14 protein-coding genes are annotated in these 14,479 nt (G+C 64.2%); all 14 read right to left on the reverse strand.

Features of this window, described 5'->3' with window-relative positions; genetic code table 11:
- Positions 1-310: 310 nt before the first annotated feature.
- A complete protein-coding gene (locus tag MWU77_RS04505; RefSeq protein ID WP_247273072.1) occupies positions 311-1,207 on the reverse strand; it encodes a hypothetical protein in 897 nt (298 codons plus the stop codon).
- Positions 1,208-1,280: 73 nt separating this feature from the next.
- Positions 1,281-1,883 carry a hypothetical protein gene (locus MWU77_RS04510; RefSeq protein WP_247273416.1) on the reverse strand — a complete coding sequence of 201 codons (603 nt, stop codon included), beginning with the start codon at positions 1,881-1,883 and terminating at the stop codon, positions 1,281-1,283.
- A 47-nt stretch (positions 1,884-1,930) separates the two neighbouring features.
- Positions 1,931-3,178 carry an MCE family protein gene (locus MWU77_RS04515; protein ID WP_169689988.1) on the reverse strand — a complete coding sequence of 416 codons (1,248 nt, stop codon included), beginning with the start codon at positions 3,176-3,178 and terminating at the stop codon, positions 1,931-1,933.
- Positions 3,175-4,476 (reverse strand): MCE family protein, encoded by a 1,302-nt coding sequence (locus MWU77_RS04520; RefSeq protein WP_169690126.1) that lies wholly within the window; start codon positions 4,474-4,476, stop codon positions 3,175-3,177. Before MWU77_RS04520 ends, MWU77_RS04515 begins: the two co-directional genes overlap by 4 nt.
- A gap of 29 nt (positions 4,477-4,505) precedes the next feature.
- Positions 4,506-5,768 carry an MCE family protein gene (locus MWU77_RS04525; RefSeq protein WP_169689989.1) on the reverse strand — a complete coding sequence of 421 codons (1,263 nt, stop codon included), beginning with the start codon at positions 5,766-5,768 and terminating at the stop codon, positions 4,506-4,508.
- On the reverse strand, positions 5,768-6,766 hold the full coding sequence (locus MWU77_RS04530) for an MCE family protein (RefSeq protein ID WP_169689990.1): 999 nt from the start codon (positions 6,764-6,766) through the stop codon (positions 5,768-5,770). The genes MWU77_RS04525 and MWU77_RS04530 overlap by 1 nt, the downstream gene beginning before the upstream one ends.
- Positions 6,763-7,842, reverse strand: a complete 1,080-nt coding sequence (locus MWU77_RS04535) for an MCE family protein (protein ID WP_169689991.1) — start codon at positions 7,840-7,842, stop codon at positions 6,763-6,765. Before MWU77_RS04535 ends, MWU77_RS04530 begins: the two co-directional genes overlap by 4 nt.
- A complete protein-coding gene (locus tag MWU77_RS04540; RefSeq protein ID WP_169689992.1) occupies positions 7,839-9,209 on the reverse strand; it encodes an MCE family protein in 1,371 nt (456 codons plus the stop codon). The genes MWU77_RS04535 and MWU77_RS04540 overlap by 4 nt, the downstream gene beginning before the upstream one ends.
- A complete protein-coding gene (locus tag MWU77_RS04545) occupies positions 9,206-10,066 on the reverse strand; it encodes an ABC transporter permease (protein ID WP_169689993.1) in 861 nt (286 codons plus the stop codon). Before MWU77_RS04545 ends, MWU77_RS04540 begins: the two co-directional genes overlap by 4 nt.
- A 4-nt stretch (positions 10,067-10,070) precedes the next feature.
- A complete protein-coding gene (locus tag MWU77_RS04550) occupies positions 10,071-10,862 on the reverse strand; it encodes an ABC transporter permease (RefSeq protein WP_169689994.1) in 792 nt (263 codons plus the stop codon).
- 12 nt (positions 10,863-10,874) lie between these two features.
- The gene (locus MWU77_RS04555) at positions 10,875-11,954 is read right to left on the reverse strand and encodes an ABC transporter ATP-binding protein (RefSeq protein WP_247273073.1); all 1,080 of its coding nucleotides are present in this window, start codon (positions 11,952-11,954) and stop codon (positions 10,875-10,877) included.
- Between the two features lie 336 nt (positions 11,955-12,290).
- Complete coding sequence (rplL, locus tag MWU77_RS04560; protein ID WP_169689996.1) at positions 12,291-12,677, reverse strand: 50S ribosomal protein L7/L12; 387 nt, start codon at positions 12,675-12,677, stop codon at positions 12,291-12,293.
- A gap of 126 nt (positions 12,678-12,803) precedes the next feature.
- Positions 12,804-13,331 (reverse strand): 50S ribosomal protein L10, encoded by a 528-nt coding sequence (rplJ, locus tag MWU77_RS04565; RefSeq protein WP_169689997.1) that lies wholly within the window; start codon positions 13,329-13,331, stop codon positions 12,804-12,806.
- A gap of 418 nt (positions 13,332-13,749) precedes the next feature.
- Entirely contained in the window at positions 13,750-14,463 is a 714-nt protein-coding gene (rplA, locus tag MWU77_RS04570) for a 50S ribosomal protein L1 (RefSeq protein WP_169689998.1), read from the reverse strand.
- Positions 14,464-14,479: the final 16 nt, after the last annotated feature.

Below are 14,479 nucleotides of genomic sequence, written 5' to 3' on the forward strand. Positions count from 1 at the left end.
CATGTGGGGCGTTTCGGCTGGTCGCAACCCGAACTGAAACCCAGCCGAAGAATCCGATGAAGTCGCTCTCGGCGAACGATTCACGGGCTCACAGGTCAAGGGGTGGACAGGAGGCAGCCAGCGCAAAGAACCAACTTACACCGAACACACGGAAATGTCCACGGGGGTGCCTCAAAGAAACCTGGAGGCGACATTGCGGGGTCGGTATCGCACAGGCGTACCGATAGAGTGACGTCTCACGTCGTTCTCGTCAAGAGTCATCGGCCTCCGGCGTCACACCCGCAACGCGATCGCCCCGAACTCGACGCCTCTACTGATCGCGGATCTCCGAGACCAGCCAACGGCCATCCGCCTTCTCCATCCGCACCAACAACGGCGCTGCCGCACTCCCCTGTGCCACTCCGTCGCCGGTCGCGCTGACGTTGATGTACGCAGCGACCTCGGCGTGGGCCTCGTTGATCATCCGTGCGCCGATGTGCGCGACATTCACCTCCGTCACGGTGCGGGTCTGTACCGCGGCGTCCTTGGTGACCTGGGCGGTCGAGTCGAACTCCGCGCGGCGCTCGTCTGTGAGCAGTTCGCGTATCTCGGCGAAATCCTCGTCGATCGTCTCGAAGTTGTACCCGTGCATCGCCTCGATCGCGTGCGCGGCAGCCTCGGTCACCGCAGCCGTCTCCGCCTGGTCGACCCACGCGACATTGCTGTCGGACGCTCCGGGACGGAAGGCTGCGACCACGACGAGCACGCCCAGCACGACGGCGACCAGGGCCACCACGAGCACCGGCATCCAACTCGAACTCGGCCGTTGCACGTCGCCGGACGGGAGCCCGGGGCCGGAATCGAGCGCAGGAGGGAGATGCGCCCGGTCGTCGGCCGGCGACTGTGTCTCATCTGTTTCCGGGGTCTCGTCTGCTCCCGGGGTCTCGTCTGTTGGGGCAGGGGTCCCTTCGGAATCGACCGCATCGATCGCGGTTCTCTCGTCGACTCTCTCGTCGACGCCGTTCGACTGGCCGGAGCCTGCCGCGCTGTCGGATCTGTCGGTGACCGCACCGGTCGAGTCGACCGGCTCGACCCGATCGGATTCGCTACTCGAAGAAACTGGGCCGGGGGTGACCGGACCTGCGCTCGACTCGGTCCTCGGACGGGACGCACCGGCGATCTTGGGTCGACGGCGCGGCGGCCCGGGGTTGCGTCGCTGCGGTGGCACTAGGCGTTCTCCTTCGTCGGCTCGCTACTACTGTCGTTCGAGCCGTCACTGCTGGTCGAAACGTTCTTGCAGATCACGGTGTCGCGGCACCATCCGGCGCGGGAGCCTGCTCCGCGGGTGCGGATTCCGGAGGTGCAGATTCTGCCGGTGCAGCCCCCTCCGGTTCCGGCTGTGCACCCGGAGCAGGGCCCTCCTCCATGCCGACCGAACCGAGAGGCTCGATCGTTACCGCTTTCCAGACGTCGCCGTCCTTCGCCATCGAGGCGTTCACCGAAACCTTGTTGACCGTGAAGTACTCCGGGGTGGTCGTACGCACCGCGAGCACGACCAGCGCTTTCGCCTGATCGTCGTCGGTGTTCAGTTCGGTCAACGACCCGAAGAGCACCTCCGCCGACATGCTGGTTCCCGTCGCGGCCACTTGGTCGCGGATCTGCTGCTCTGTCGCGGCGAGATCGTTCAGCAACGCGTCTCCGGTGATCGACGAACGCATGTTGTCGAGCGACGCGTCGACATTCTGTGCATCGACACTGTTGAGGTTGACCGCTGCTTGGAAGGCGCCCGTCAGCGCGGCGTCGCGCGTGTCGGCCACCGAACGATCGACGATCAGTGCCTTCGCCCAGCCGAATCCGAACCACGCGGCGGCCACGAGGGCGACCACCGCCAGCGCGCTCACTATCGAAAGGGCGACGGTTCTTGCTCTCACTCCACTAACCTACTCACTGCTCACTTCGGGGTGACTCCGAGAAGCGGCGCCAGCTGCGTCGCGACCGGATTCAAATTGAGCTTGTCGGGATCCTTCTTCGGCGTGAAATCCCACGGCTGGATGGTCGCGGGGTCGGCGAACACGATCCGGTCCGCGCTGCGTACGCCGGTCACACTGCCCTGTGGTGCAGCGCAGGAAGCTTCCGTGTTGAACGGGAAGTCCTGTGCGTGATCGTCGAAGTTCGGGTTCTCCGCACGCATCTGCTCGATGATCTCGTACGTCCCCTCGTAGCCGAGGGTGCACGATGGCGGATTGTTCGTCTCCAGCACGATCCCCTGCCTCACCGTACCGTCGCCCGGGGCCACGGTACCGGCGCTGGCCGCCACAGCAGGAAGGAATGCGAGCAATGGCTGCAGTGCAATGGCCTGAGGTGCGAGAGTCTCGCCGAGCGCAGCGAGGTTGGTCAAGTCCGCGGTCAGGCCCGGTCCCGAATCCGCGATCAAGCGGTTCAGCTCATCGCTCGCGGTGGTTCCGGTCTCGATGAGCCGCCGGATGTCGGGGTCGCTGTCGCGCAGCTGGGCAGTGATCAGGTCGAGATCGGAGCTGAACTGCTCGATTGCAGACGACTGCTCGGACTGGGTGTCGAGCACGGTCCTGCTGTCGCGGATCAACGTGACCGTCTGCGGCAGGTATTCGACGCCCGAGTCACTGAGCCGTGCGAGCGAATCGACGAGCACCTGCAGTTCGTCGCCGCGGCCGTCGAACGCGTCGCCGAGTTCGGTGACCACCGTGTGCAGTGCATCCGTCGGCACCGACCGGGTCAGTTCGTTGGTGCTCACAAGCAGGTCCTCGACGGGCACCGGGAGGTCGTCGGCAGTCGACTCGATGATCGAACCGTCGACGAGATAAGGACCTTCGTCCGTGGGTGGGCGCAGATCGACGTACTGCTCGCCGATCGCCGATCGGTTCGCGACCACGGCCTGAGCCGATGCGGGGATGTCCGGTCCTCCGTCGTCGAGTTTCAGTTCGACGTCGATGCCGTCGCTGGTCAGCGAGAGGTTGCCCACCCGGCCCACCGGCACCCCTCGGTAGGTGACTTCCGCGTTCTTGAATACACCGCCCGAACTGGGGAATCGGGCGTTGACGGTGTACTGGCCGAAGCCCATGAGATTGTCCAGCCGGACGTAACGGGCCCCCACGAACACCACGCCGAGCAGCGCGATGACGACGAATGCCACGAGCTGAATCCTCACCAGTCGTGATCTCATCGGCCACCCCCGATTCCGAGCTGATCCATCAAGCCTTCGAGCGGGTTGGGCGGCGGGGCCGGTGCGGGCGCGCGGTTTCCGCCGGCCTCACCGACACCGGGAATTTCGACGCCCTCCGGCAGCGCGACACCTTCGGGAAGGGTCAGGAGGTCGGGCAACGTCGGGGCCGGCAGTACCGGCAGCAAGGACACTGTCGGCCATCCCACGTGCGGCCCGTTTCCGTTGTAGTAGGGATTGGACGGGTCGACGACCGGCTTCGGGTTTCCGAATTTCGGCTGCCGGTAGACCGGCTCGCCCTGCCCCACACCGAGCGAGGCGAGTGCGTCGCCGATCTGCAGGTCGACGATGAGGAACAGGTTCATCGAACCACCGACGATGATGTCCTCGACACTGTCCGGGAACGGCACCGTCGGGACGAACGACAGGGACTGTACGAGGTCGTCGCCCGACGCAGCGAGAGCCTGAAGCGTCGGACGCAGAGCGAGCAGGTCGGCGATGAGATCGTCCTTGGACTGATCGAGGATGTCCGTCCCGACCGTTCCGAGCCGATCGAGCTGGACCAGGAGTTGCGTGAGTTCCGGCCGCTGCTGTTCGAGCACCTCGGTCGCCACCGGCAGGTCGTCGAGAATCGCCGCGACCTGATCGTTCTGCACTGCGACCCGCTCGGACAACGCATCGAGACCATCGATCGCACGGGTGATGTCGTTTCGCTGCTGTTCGAGTCCGGTGATCAGGGTTTCGGCTTCCTCGATGAGGCTGCGCGTGGTGCCTTCCCGACCGTCGAATGCCGTCGACAGCTCTTCGATGACCGGGGCGAGCTGCCCGACACCACCACCGTTGAGCAACAGCGACAGTGCTCCGAGTACCGGTTCGATCTCGGTTGCATGCCGTGTCCGTTCGAGGGGGATGGTGGCGCCGTCGACGAGTTCGCCCGTCGCCGGCTCGTTCGACGGCGGCGCGAGCTGCACGAACTTCTCGCCCAGCAGACTGCTCTGTTCGACGACGGCGAACGTGTTCGCGGGCAGGTCGGCTGCCGAGTTGAGAACGATCTCGACCTCGGCGGTCCATCCCTCCCCTGCCACGTCGATCGACTCGACGCGACCCATCGGCACACCGTCGACCTTGACGGTCGACTGGGGCACCAGGTCGAGGACATCGTCGAATTCGATGCTGACCCGGATCGGCTCGTCGCCGAGATCGGCCCCGCCCGGCAGCGGAACATCGTAGATACCACCGCAACCGGAGACCGTCACCGCGACGACACATGCCCCCACCCCGACGACCGTCGCACGCGGCAGGCTCGTCCATCCATGGGCCACCGTGCGCCTCACAGGCCGCCTCCCTCTCCGCTGACGTCCAGCCGAGGCGACACGACTCCCGGCACCGTGCCCGGGACGACCTGCCGCTGGATGTTCTCACCGCTCATGATTCCGAACGGAAGAATCAGATCCGGTGACCTCGTGTCCTCGGTGATCTGTCCCATGATGTCGCCGCAGCGGTCGATGACGGGCTGCATCTGCCGTCCGAGCGCTTCGAATTCGGGATCGCCGGGCATCAACTGGCCCACGTCGATGAGCTTGCAGAGGACTGCTGCCGGATCCTCCAGGTCGGGTAGGACGAGGCGCGAGGACAACGACCCCGATTCCGCGTCGTACGAATTGACGAGGTTGCTCACCGCGAGCGGCAGCAGCGTCAGGGAGTTCACCAGTGACTGACGATTGTTCGCCAGGTTCTCGGTCACAGGAACCAGCGCGTCGACATTGTCTTTGACCGCCTCCTGGTTGTCGCGCACGAACGTCGTGACGTCCCCGAGCGTCATGGAAAGCTGCTCGAGCGCTTCTCCGAGGTTCTGGCGTTCCCCGGCGAGGAAGCCGGAGAGGTCGGCGAGCTGGGTGTTGAACTGCCGTACCTGCTGGTCGTTGGCTGCGAGCGCACTGACGAAGACCTGGAGGTTCTCGATGGTCCCGAAGAGGTCACCGCGCGACTCGTCGAGTGTGCGAGCGGCAGCGGACAATTCGTCGATGCTCTGACCTAGAGCCGCACCGTTTCCTTCGAGGTTCTCGGCACCGACCTCGACGAATTCGGTCAGCGCACCGTCGGCGTTCGCGCCCTCCGGCCCGAGTGCCCGCGCCAGTTCGTCGATGCTCGCGTACAACTCATCGACCTCGACGGGGGTAGCCGTTCGTTCCCGGTCGATGACGGCGCCGTCGCTCATCGTCTCACCGCCGGAGTAGGCGGGGGTGAGCTGAACGTAGCGATCGGCGACGACGGACGGGGTGATCTGCACTGCCCTGGCGTCCGCCGGGATATCCACCCCACGATTGACGCGCATGTCGACCTTGACGACCTCGCCCTGAGGTTCGACCGAGGTGACACTGCCGACCTCGACACCGAGGACCCGGACGTCGGATCCCTCGTAGATGCCGACGGCCTTGTCGAAATAGGCAGTGACCGTCGTCGTTCCAGCGCGGGTGAACACCCACCACAGGGCGCCCGCGAGCACGAGTACCACAACCACTGCGAGCGCGCCGAACGCAATGCGTCGACGACCTGCCCGGTTCGGGGAGTCGGCGCCTTCTGCGTGTGCCATCAGTTCCCCCCTCCCAGAGTGCGACCCGGCTCGCGGTATCCCGGAATCTCGGGCAGACCGGGCGGCGTCAGATTCACGACCACCTGGTCGAACCAGCGCCCGTTGCCGACAACGTTGGAATACAGGCGCACGAACGGCTCATACAGCTTCATGGCCCTGTCGAGGTTGTCGTTGTTGTCCTGCAGGATCTGAACGACGCCACGCAGGTTTTCCAGGGCGGGACCGATCTGTTCCTGGTTTTCGACCACGAGGGCCGAGAGTTCCGTCGAGAGCCGCTTGGTCCCGGCGAGCAGTTGCGAGATCGCCTGCTGACGGTTGTTGAGTTCGGTGATCAGCAGGGCCCCGTCGCTGAGCAGACGATTGAACTCGGTGTTCCGGTCGGCGAGAATCTGCGACACGTTGCCCGTGGCTTCGAGCAGCCGCTTGAGTTCCTTGTCGCGGCTCGCGATCGTCTCCGACAGCCTGCTCACACCGTCGAGTGACGCGCGGATGTCGTCGGGGGTCTCGGAGAACGCGCCGGCCAGCGTCTCGAAACTCGTTGCAAGCTGGTCGGAGTCGATGTCGCCGAGCGTCGTGGCTGCAGACGAGAACGCCTCGATCACGTCGTACGGCGAGACTGTGCGGTCGAGCGGAATCCGATCGTCCGGGTCGAGGACCTCGGCGCCGCTCGGATTCAACGCGAGATACTTCTGCCCCAGGATCGTCTTGATCTGGATCGAGGCCGACGTGTTGTCTCCCACCCACGCGTCCTGGACCCGGAAGGACACGACGACGCGATCCCCTTCGAGTTCGACGGCACTGACCGTGCCCACCTTGACGCCCGCGATGCGCACCTCGTTGGTGGGCTTGAGTCCTGCTGCCTCGCTGAACTCGGCCTTGTAGGTCGCTCCGGCGCCGATGATCGGCAACGAATCGAGGAAGAATGCGGACAGTGTCGCCAGCAGAATCACGACGATGCCCAGGGCACCGGCGGCTGCCGGACTGCGGCGTTTGCTCATCGTCCCTGCAACTCCTGCATCCCCTCCTGCGTGCATCGCTGCGCCGCATTCGTATAGATGGGCTGGTTCACGGTGGGTAGCCCCGTGGGGAGATTCAGGTACGGCACCGAACCGGGCCCGGCGATGATGTCGATACCGCACAGGTAGAACTGGAACCACGACCCGTAGCTGGCGACACGGCCGAGTTTCTCGAGCTTGACGGGCAGGTTGGCGAGCACATCGTTCACCTCACCGCTGTTCGCGTTGAGGTTGCCGGTCAGCTCGTTCAGAGCGGTGATCGACTGGGTGACCGACGAGCGCGTCGGCTCCAGCACGTCCGCCACCGCATCGGTCAGGCCCGCGAGGGACTGCACCGACGAACCCACCGTGTCGCGGTCCGCGGCCAGCCCGCTGACGAGCGCCTGGGTGTTCACCAGGAGCGAGTCGAGTTGTTCGTCCCGCTCGTCGATCGTGGTGAGGACGGTGTTCAGGTTGTCGATGACGGCACCGATCACCGCGTCCTTGTCGGCGATCGTGTTCGTCAGACTTGCAGTGCTGCGCACGAGATCGTCGATGGTTCCTGTTTCGCCTTGGAACACCTGGATGATCTGGAACGACAGTTTGTTGACGTCGTCGGCGCTCAGCGTCTGGAACAGTGGACGGAATCCGTCGAACAGCGTGGTGAGGTTGACGGCAGGCCGCGTCCGTTCGATGGGAATGGTCTCCCCTTCGGTCATGCGCTGCCCCTGGTCACCCTCGCCTTGTCCCAGCGCGATGTATCGCTGGCCGACCAGATTGCGGAAACGCAGGGCTGCGGTCGATGTCGAGGGAAGCCAGTCGCGTTGATCGAGGGAGAACGTCACGCGGGCCTCACGCTCGTTCACGATCGAGATCTCGTTCACCTGCCCGACCTTCACACCGGCGATGCGCACATCGTCGCCCTCGTTGAGTGAGGTGACGTCGGAGAACACGGCGTGGAACTTCGTTCCTCCGGTCCCTCCGACGCTCGCGATGGTGGCCGCGAGGACACCGGTCGCGAAGATGGTGACCACGGCGAACACGATCAGTTTGGTCAGCGGTGCAGCAAGACCCCTCACTGGAAGCTCACCTCCGCGCCGCGGAGCGCAGGAGCGCCCAGCCGCGTCGTCCACGCCGGGACATCCTGCGGTGCGATACCGGTGGCCTGGCCGTAGATCACGTCGAGGGTGTCCTGCTCGGCACGTGAACCTTCGTACGAGACCGGGGTCGCGGAGTCCGAACCCGAAAGTCCGATGATGGTGCCCACGTCGTCGGGCACCCCCGAGCCTTCGGGGGCCGGGAACATCGGGATCGAGGCGGGGCCCGGATTGCGCGAGGGAACCTGATAGGAACCGTCGTTGATCGAGCCGCCGGGATACTGCGGGAAATGTCTACCCGGCTCCGTCACCTGGTCGTAGCAGGCCGGACCACGGGTGTCGAGCATGCGCGGTTCGTCCTGATTCGGCAGGTAGCGTCCCTTGGGATTGGTGAACTGGATATTCGCGCGCGCGGCAGGGAACGGGTCGTCGGCGGCAAGCAGTTCCACCGCGGCGGGCTTGGCTTCGGCGAAGCCCCGGAACGTGCACTGGAACGACGGCGAGTACCGAGCGAGCAACTGCAATGCTTCCTTCGAATCCGCGGAGATACTGATCAGGGAGTTCGCATTGGTCTGGAGGAAATCTGCGGTCGATGCGGACGCGCCGGTCGCGGTGGCCAGCAGGGTCTGGATCTGGTTCTGCTCCTCGACGATCGTCGCACCGGTGGTCCGGAGGTTGTCGAGCGCGTTGATGAGATCCGGGGCTGCTTCGGAGTAGGTCTGTGTGAAATCGGCGAGGCCGCGCAGGTCTTCCTGCAGCGTAGGTAGTTCCACGTTGACCTCTCGGAATATCCGCTCGAGGTTGTCGACCGTCCGGCCGAGGGTCTCGCCGCGTCCGCTCAAGCCCTGCGCGAGTGCACCCAGTGTGTTCGCCAGATCCTGCGGGGGTATCGCCTGCAGGAGGGGCAGCAGGCCGTCGAGTACCTCCCCCAGCTCGGCGGTCTTCTCGCTGGTGTCCTGTACCAGGACGTCACCTGCCTGCAGCGCACGTCCGGGATCGGCCGGGATCATCAGAGAGATGTAGCGCTCCCCGAAGAGGGTCTTGGGTAGCAGCTGCCCGGTCGCGTTGGCCGGAATGAGCTCGGCTTTCTCGGGCTCGATCGCGAGGTGTGCGGTGACCTGATCACCCTCGGCGCTCGTCGAGCGCACCTCTCCCACGATCACACCGCGCACTTTGACGTCGGCGTTCTTGGGCAGGGCGTTGCCGACGCTGTCCGTGATGAGTTCGACCTCGACGACCTTCTTGAACGTTTTGTTGTACAGCGCGATCGTGCCTGCGATGAACAGCGCCAGGACGAGGAAGAACACCAATCCGAGCGTGCGCCGCCGCAAGACCGAAGTGTCGCTCATCCGGCCACCCTCACCGTCGTGCTCGTGCCCCAGATCGCGAGACTGAGGAAGAAGTCGAGAACCGCGATCGTGACGATTGCGGTCCGTACCGCCCGCCCCACGGCCACGCCGACGCCCGCCGGGCCTCCACTCGCGTGGAATCCGTAGTAGCAGTGGATGAGGATCAGTACGAACGCGAACACCAGGACCTTGGCGAACGAATAGAGCACGTCCTCCGGCGGCAGGAACAAATTGAAGTAGTGGTCATAGGACCCCGGAGACTGCCCGTTGAACAGGGTGCTGATCACTCTCGTCATCAGATACGCGGCGAGCAGACCGACGATGTACAGCGGGATGACAGCAATGAATCCGGCGATCATCCTGGTGGTCACGAGAAACGGCACCGACGGAACCGCCATCACTTCGAGGGCGTCGATTTCCTCACTGATCCGCATCGCGCCGAGCTGGGCGGTGAAGCCACAACCCACGGTGGCGGACAACGCGAGGGCCGCCACGATCGGCGCAAGCTCACGGGTGTTGACGTAGGCGGACAAGAAGCCGGTGAGTACCGACGACCCCAGCTGTTCGAGTGCCGCGTAGCCCTGCAGACCCACGACGACGCCGGTGAACCCGGACATCATCGCGATCACGCCGATGGTCCCGCCGATCACAGCAAGCGCACCGCTGCCGAAGGTGACCTCGGCGAGAAGCCGGAGCACTTCCTTGCGGTAGTGCGTGACGGTGCGGGGAATCCATCCCACCGCCCGTGCGTAGAACGACATCTGCTCGCCCGCGCGGTCGAGCATGTTCAGTGGTGCGCGCAGCACTTTCCGGCCACGGATCAGAACGAGATCTCCGCGCCCCTTGGCGATTGTCATCGCTTCACGACCCCTTCGCCGGAACGACCTGCAGATACACCATCGTCAGGATCAGATTTGCAAAGAACAGCAACAGGAACGTGATGACGACGGTCTGGTTCACCGCCTCGCCCACGCCCTTCGGGCCGGGACCCGGATTCAGCCCCTTGTACGACGCGACGACACCGGCGATGATGCCGAAGATCGCAGCTTTGAGTTCCGCCACGTAGAGATCGGGAAGCTGCGCCAGAGCGGAGAACGACGCGAGGTACGCCCCCGGAGTTCCGTCCTGGAGGATGACGTTGAAGAAGTACCCGCCCGCGATACCGACGACCGAAACCAGTCCGTTGAGGAGCAGCGCCACCAGCACCATCGCGAGCACGCGCGGAACCACCAGTCGCTGGATCGGGTCGATGCCCAGCACCTTCATCGCGTCGATCTCTTCACGGATGGTTCGTGATCCGAGGTCTGCGGTGACCGCGGAACCTGCCGCACCCGCGATCAGCAATGCCGTCACGATCGGGCTGCCCTGCTGGATCACCGCGAGGACACTGGCGGCGCCGGTGAACGACTCCGCGCCGAGTTGCTTGATCAGCGATCCGGTCTGCAGCGACACGACAGCACCGAACGGGATCGCCACCAACGCGGTGGGGAGGATCGTGACGCTGGCGATGAACCAGGCCTGTTCGATGAATTCCCGGAACTGGAACGGTCGCCGGAAGGTGTTGCGAACGACGTCGACGAAGAGCTCGAAGATGTTTCCGGCTTGGGTGAGCGCGCCGTGCACAGGGCGCACGAGCGAGGTACTTCCCCCCATCTATTCTCCTACTTAAGGCCGTGAGGCTGGTCGTACCCCTTGGGATGAGTAAGCGGGGATCACCTGAGTGTCGTCATCTCTGTAGTCATGCTCGGGGTAGGCCGCCCCTGCGCTCTCTTCCTCGAGCGATTCCACGATCGCGGCCTGGGCCGCCGGCGGGAGCGTGTGCAGGATCTGACGCACTCGATCCTGGCGTCGGTGCACCGCCTGACGCACCGGCATACCGGGCGTCGCCTGCATCTGCGGAATGATGCCTTCCACGTCGTCGACACCGCCTGCGTGGTGCCCGGCGTCCACGAGCGCCTGCTCGTGCGCCATCTGTGCTTCGTCCTTCTCTTCGGACATACCGATCGGACCGATCATCGTGCCGTTGAGGAACTGCTTGACCACCGGTTCATCGGATGTGAGCAGCACCTCGCGCGGACCGAACATCACCAGCTGCCTGCGGAACAACATTCCGATGTTGTCCGGCACCGTACGAGCCAGGTTGATGTTGTGCGACACGATCAGAATCGTGGCATCGATCTCCGCATTGATATCGATCAATGTCTGCGAGATGTAGGTCGTGCGCACCGGATCGAGACCCGAGTCCGGCTCGTCCACCAGGATGATCTCCGGATCGAGCACCAGCGCGCGGGCCAGGCCTGCGCGCTTGCGCATACCGCCGGAGATCTCACCGGGAAGCTTGTCTTCCGCACCGAGCAGACCCACGAGTTCGAGCTTGCTCATCACGATCTTGCGGATGTCCGACTCGGACTTCTTGGTGTGCTCACGCAGCGGGAAGGCCACGTTGTCGTACAGGTTCATCGACCCGAACAGAGCACCGTCCTGGAACAGCACCCCGAACAGCTTCCGGATCTCGTACAGATCCTTGCTCGAGCACTGCAGGATGTCGGTGCCGTCGATGACGATCGAACCCTGCTCCGGTCGCAACAGACCGATCAGTGACTTGAGGAACACCGATTTACCCGTACCGGACGGACCGAGCAGGGCACTGACTTCACCGGCAGGAAGTGTCAGCGATACATCCTGCCAAATCCGCTGAGAGCCGAAGGACTTGGTCAACCCCTCGACAGAAACCTCTACACCCACGGTTACCTCCACACTGTTTCGACGCCATCCACCCCTGTGGGTTGGGCCACTCTATCGCATCGAAGTGATAACTGTGACAGTGAATACTACTAGCGAGTAAGTTGGCAAATCAATACCACTTACATAGGCAGACTTATCCCATGACCTGCACAGATACACAGTGGGTACGGTATTCGGAAATCACGCGCAATGTGCCGCAACACGCGCGATTCCGAAACACGAGAAAATTCGGCACGCACGAAAAAAGCCGCCCCCACGGATTCGAGATCCATGGGGGCGGCTTCGATGTGCACGCCACTACGCGCAGGAAATCCCGCGCGTGTGTGGTGAACCGTCTTACTTGACGGAAACCTTGGCGCCGGCCTCTTCGAGCTTGGCCTTGGCAGCGTCGGCAGCGTCCTTGGCGACCTTCTCGAGGATCGGCTTCGGAGCACCCTCGACGAGGTCCTTGGCTTCCTTGAGGCCCAGGCCGGAGACGAGCTCGCGCACGACCTTGATGACCTGGATCTTCTTCTCGCCGGCACCTTCGAGGATGACGTCGAACTCGTCCTGCTCGGACTCGGCCTCAGCAGCAGCGGCCGGGGCACCGGCGGCAGCGACGGCAACCGGAGCAGCAGCGGTGACCTCGAAGGTCTCCTCGAACGCCTTCACGAACTCCGAGAGCTCGAGCAGGGTCAGTTCCTTGAACGCGTCGAGCAGCTCTTCGGTGGTGAGCTTCGCCATGGTGGCGGTCCTTCCTGATAAGTCCCATGTCGCTGATCCGCGACCGATTGGGAGGGTGCATGCCGAGGCATGCCTGGATGTATCTGTTATCGCGGTGATGCAGATTCGCGGTGATGCGGATCAGCGTCAGGCGGCTTCTTCTGCCGCCTTCTTCTCCTGCAGGGCGGCCGCAAGGCGAGCCACCTGGGAAGCGGGAGCATTGAACAGGCCTGCAGCCTTTGCCAAGTTGCCCTTCATCGCGCCGGCGAGCTTGGCCAACAGCACCTCGCGAGACTCGAGGTCCGCGATCTTGTTGACCTGGTCCACGGACAGCACGTCGCCGTCCATGTACCCGCCCTTGATGACGAGTGCCTTGTTGTCCTTCGCGAACGCCTTGATGGCCTTCGCAGCGTCCACCGGCTCGCCCTTGACGAACGCGATGGCGGTCGGACCGACGAACAGGTCGTCGAGACCCTCGACGCCCGCCTCAGCGGCGGCACGCTTGACCAGGGTGTTCTTGGCGACGGAGTAGGTCGCACCCTCTCCGAGCGCGCGACGCAGCTCGGTCAGACTTCCCACCGACAGACCACGGTATTCCGTGACCACAGCGGCCGTCGAGGTCTTGAACTGCTCGGTGATCTCCTCAACTGCGGAGACCTTCTCGGGCTTTGCCATACTTCGCCTCCTCTCAGTTTCAGTCGTTTTCCCGGCGTCCCGAACGGGACGTCCCACCTGCGACAGGCGTTGGGCCGAGAAACGACGAACGCCCCGGCGCAGGGCACACGGGGCGTAAAGGAGAAGGCGGTGGAATTCGGCTCCGGCCCGAAGGCTCGACGCAAATACTCTCGCACTCCCCTAACCTCGTCCTCCTGCGTGGGCCGCCGGACAGATCCGGACCTTCAACCGATTCCGCACGCGGAAAAGGTGACCAACGGTCTTGGGTAGAACATGATCGGGGTGAAGATCGGCACAATGCCGAACTACGTCGTAAAGACTAGCTGACGATAGGGCCGGAATGCAAACGGTCGGCACGGAGAAACTCCGTGCCGACCGCTCGTTGCGTTCGCAGAACGTACGAAGGTGCTACCGCAGCCTATTCGGTAGCTTCGAGGAGGTTACGGGTACGCGCCGGATCCACCGGGATGCCCGGTCCGGTGGACGTCGCGACAGTGACCTTCTTGATGTAGCGGCCCTTCGCGCTCGACGGCTTCGCGCGAAGCACCTCGTCGAGAGCAGCAGCGTAGTTCTCGACAAGCTTGGTCTCGCCGAACGACGCCTTGCCGATCACGAAATGCAGATTCGAGTTCTTGTCGACCCGGAAGTTGATCTTGCCGCCCTTGATGTCCGTGACGGCCTTCGCGACGTCGGGGGTGACCGTACCGGTCTTCGGGTTCGGCATCAGACCACGCGGGCCGAGCACACGAGCGATGCGGCCGACCTTGGCCATCTGGTCCGGGGTCGCGATGGCGGCGTCGAAGTCCGTCCACCCGCCCTGGATCCGCTCGATCAGATCTTCGGCACCGACAACATCCGCGCCGGCGGCCTCGGCCTCTGCGGCCTTCTCACCGACAGCGAAGACGACGACGCGAGCGGTCTTGCCCGTGCCGTGCGGCAGGTTCACCGTGCCGCGGACCATCTGGTCCGCCTTGCGCGGATCCACACCGAGGCGCATCGCGACCTCGACCGTGGCGTCGTAGTTCTTGGACGACGTCTCCTGCACCAGCTTCGCCGCATCGAGCGGGCTGTAGAGCGTGTCCGGGTTGATCTTCTCGGCGGCGGCGAGGTAAGCCTTGCTGCGCTTTGCCATGTTGGTTCCTAACTTC

The organism is Rhodococcus sp. F64268 (assembly GCF_023015605.1).
Taxonomy (GTDB): domain Bacteria; phylum Actinomycetota; class Actinomycetes; order Mycobacteriales; family Mycobacteriaceae; genus Rhodococcus.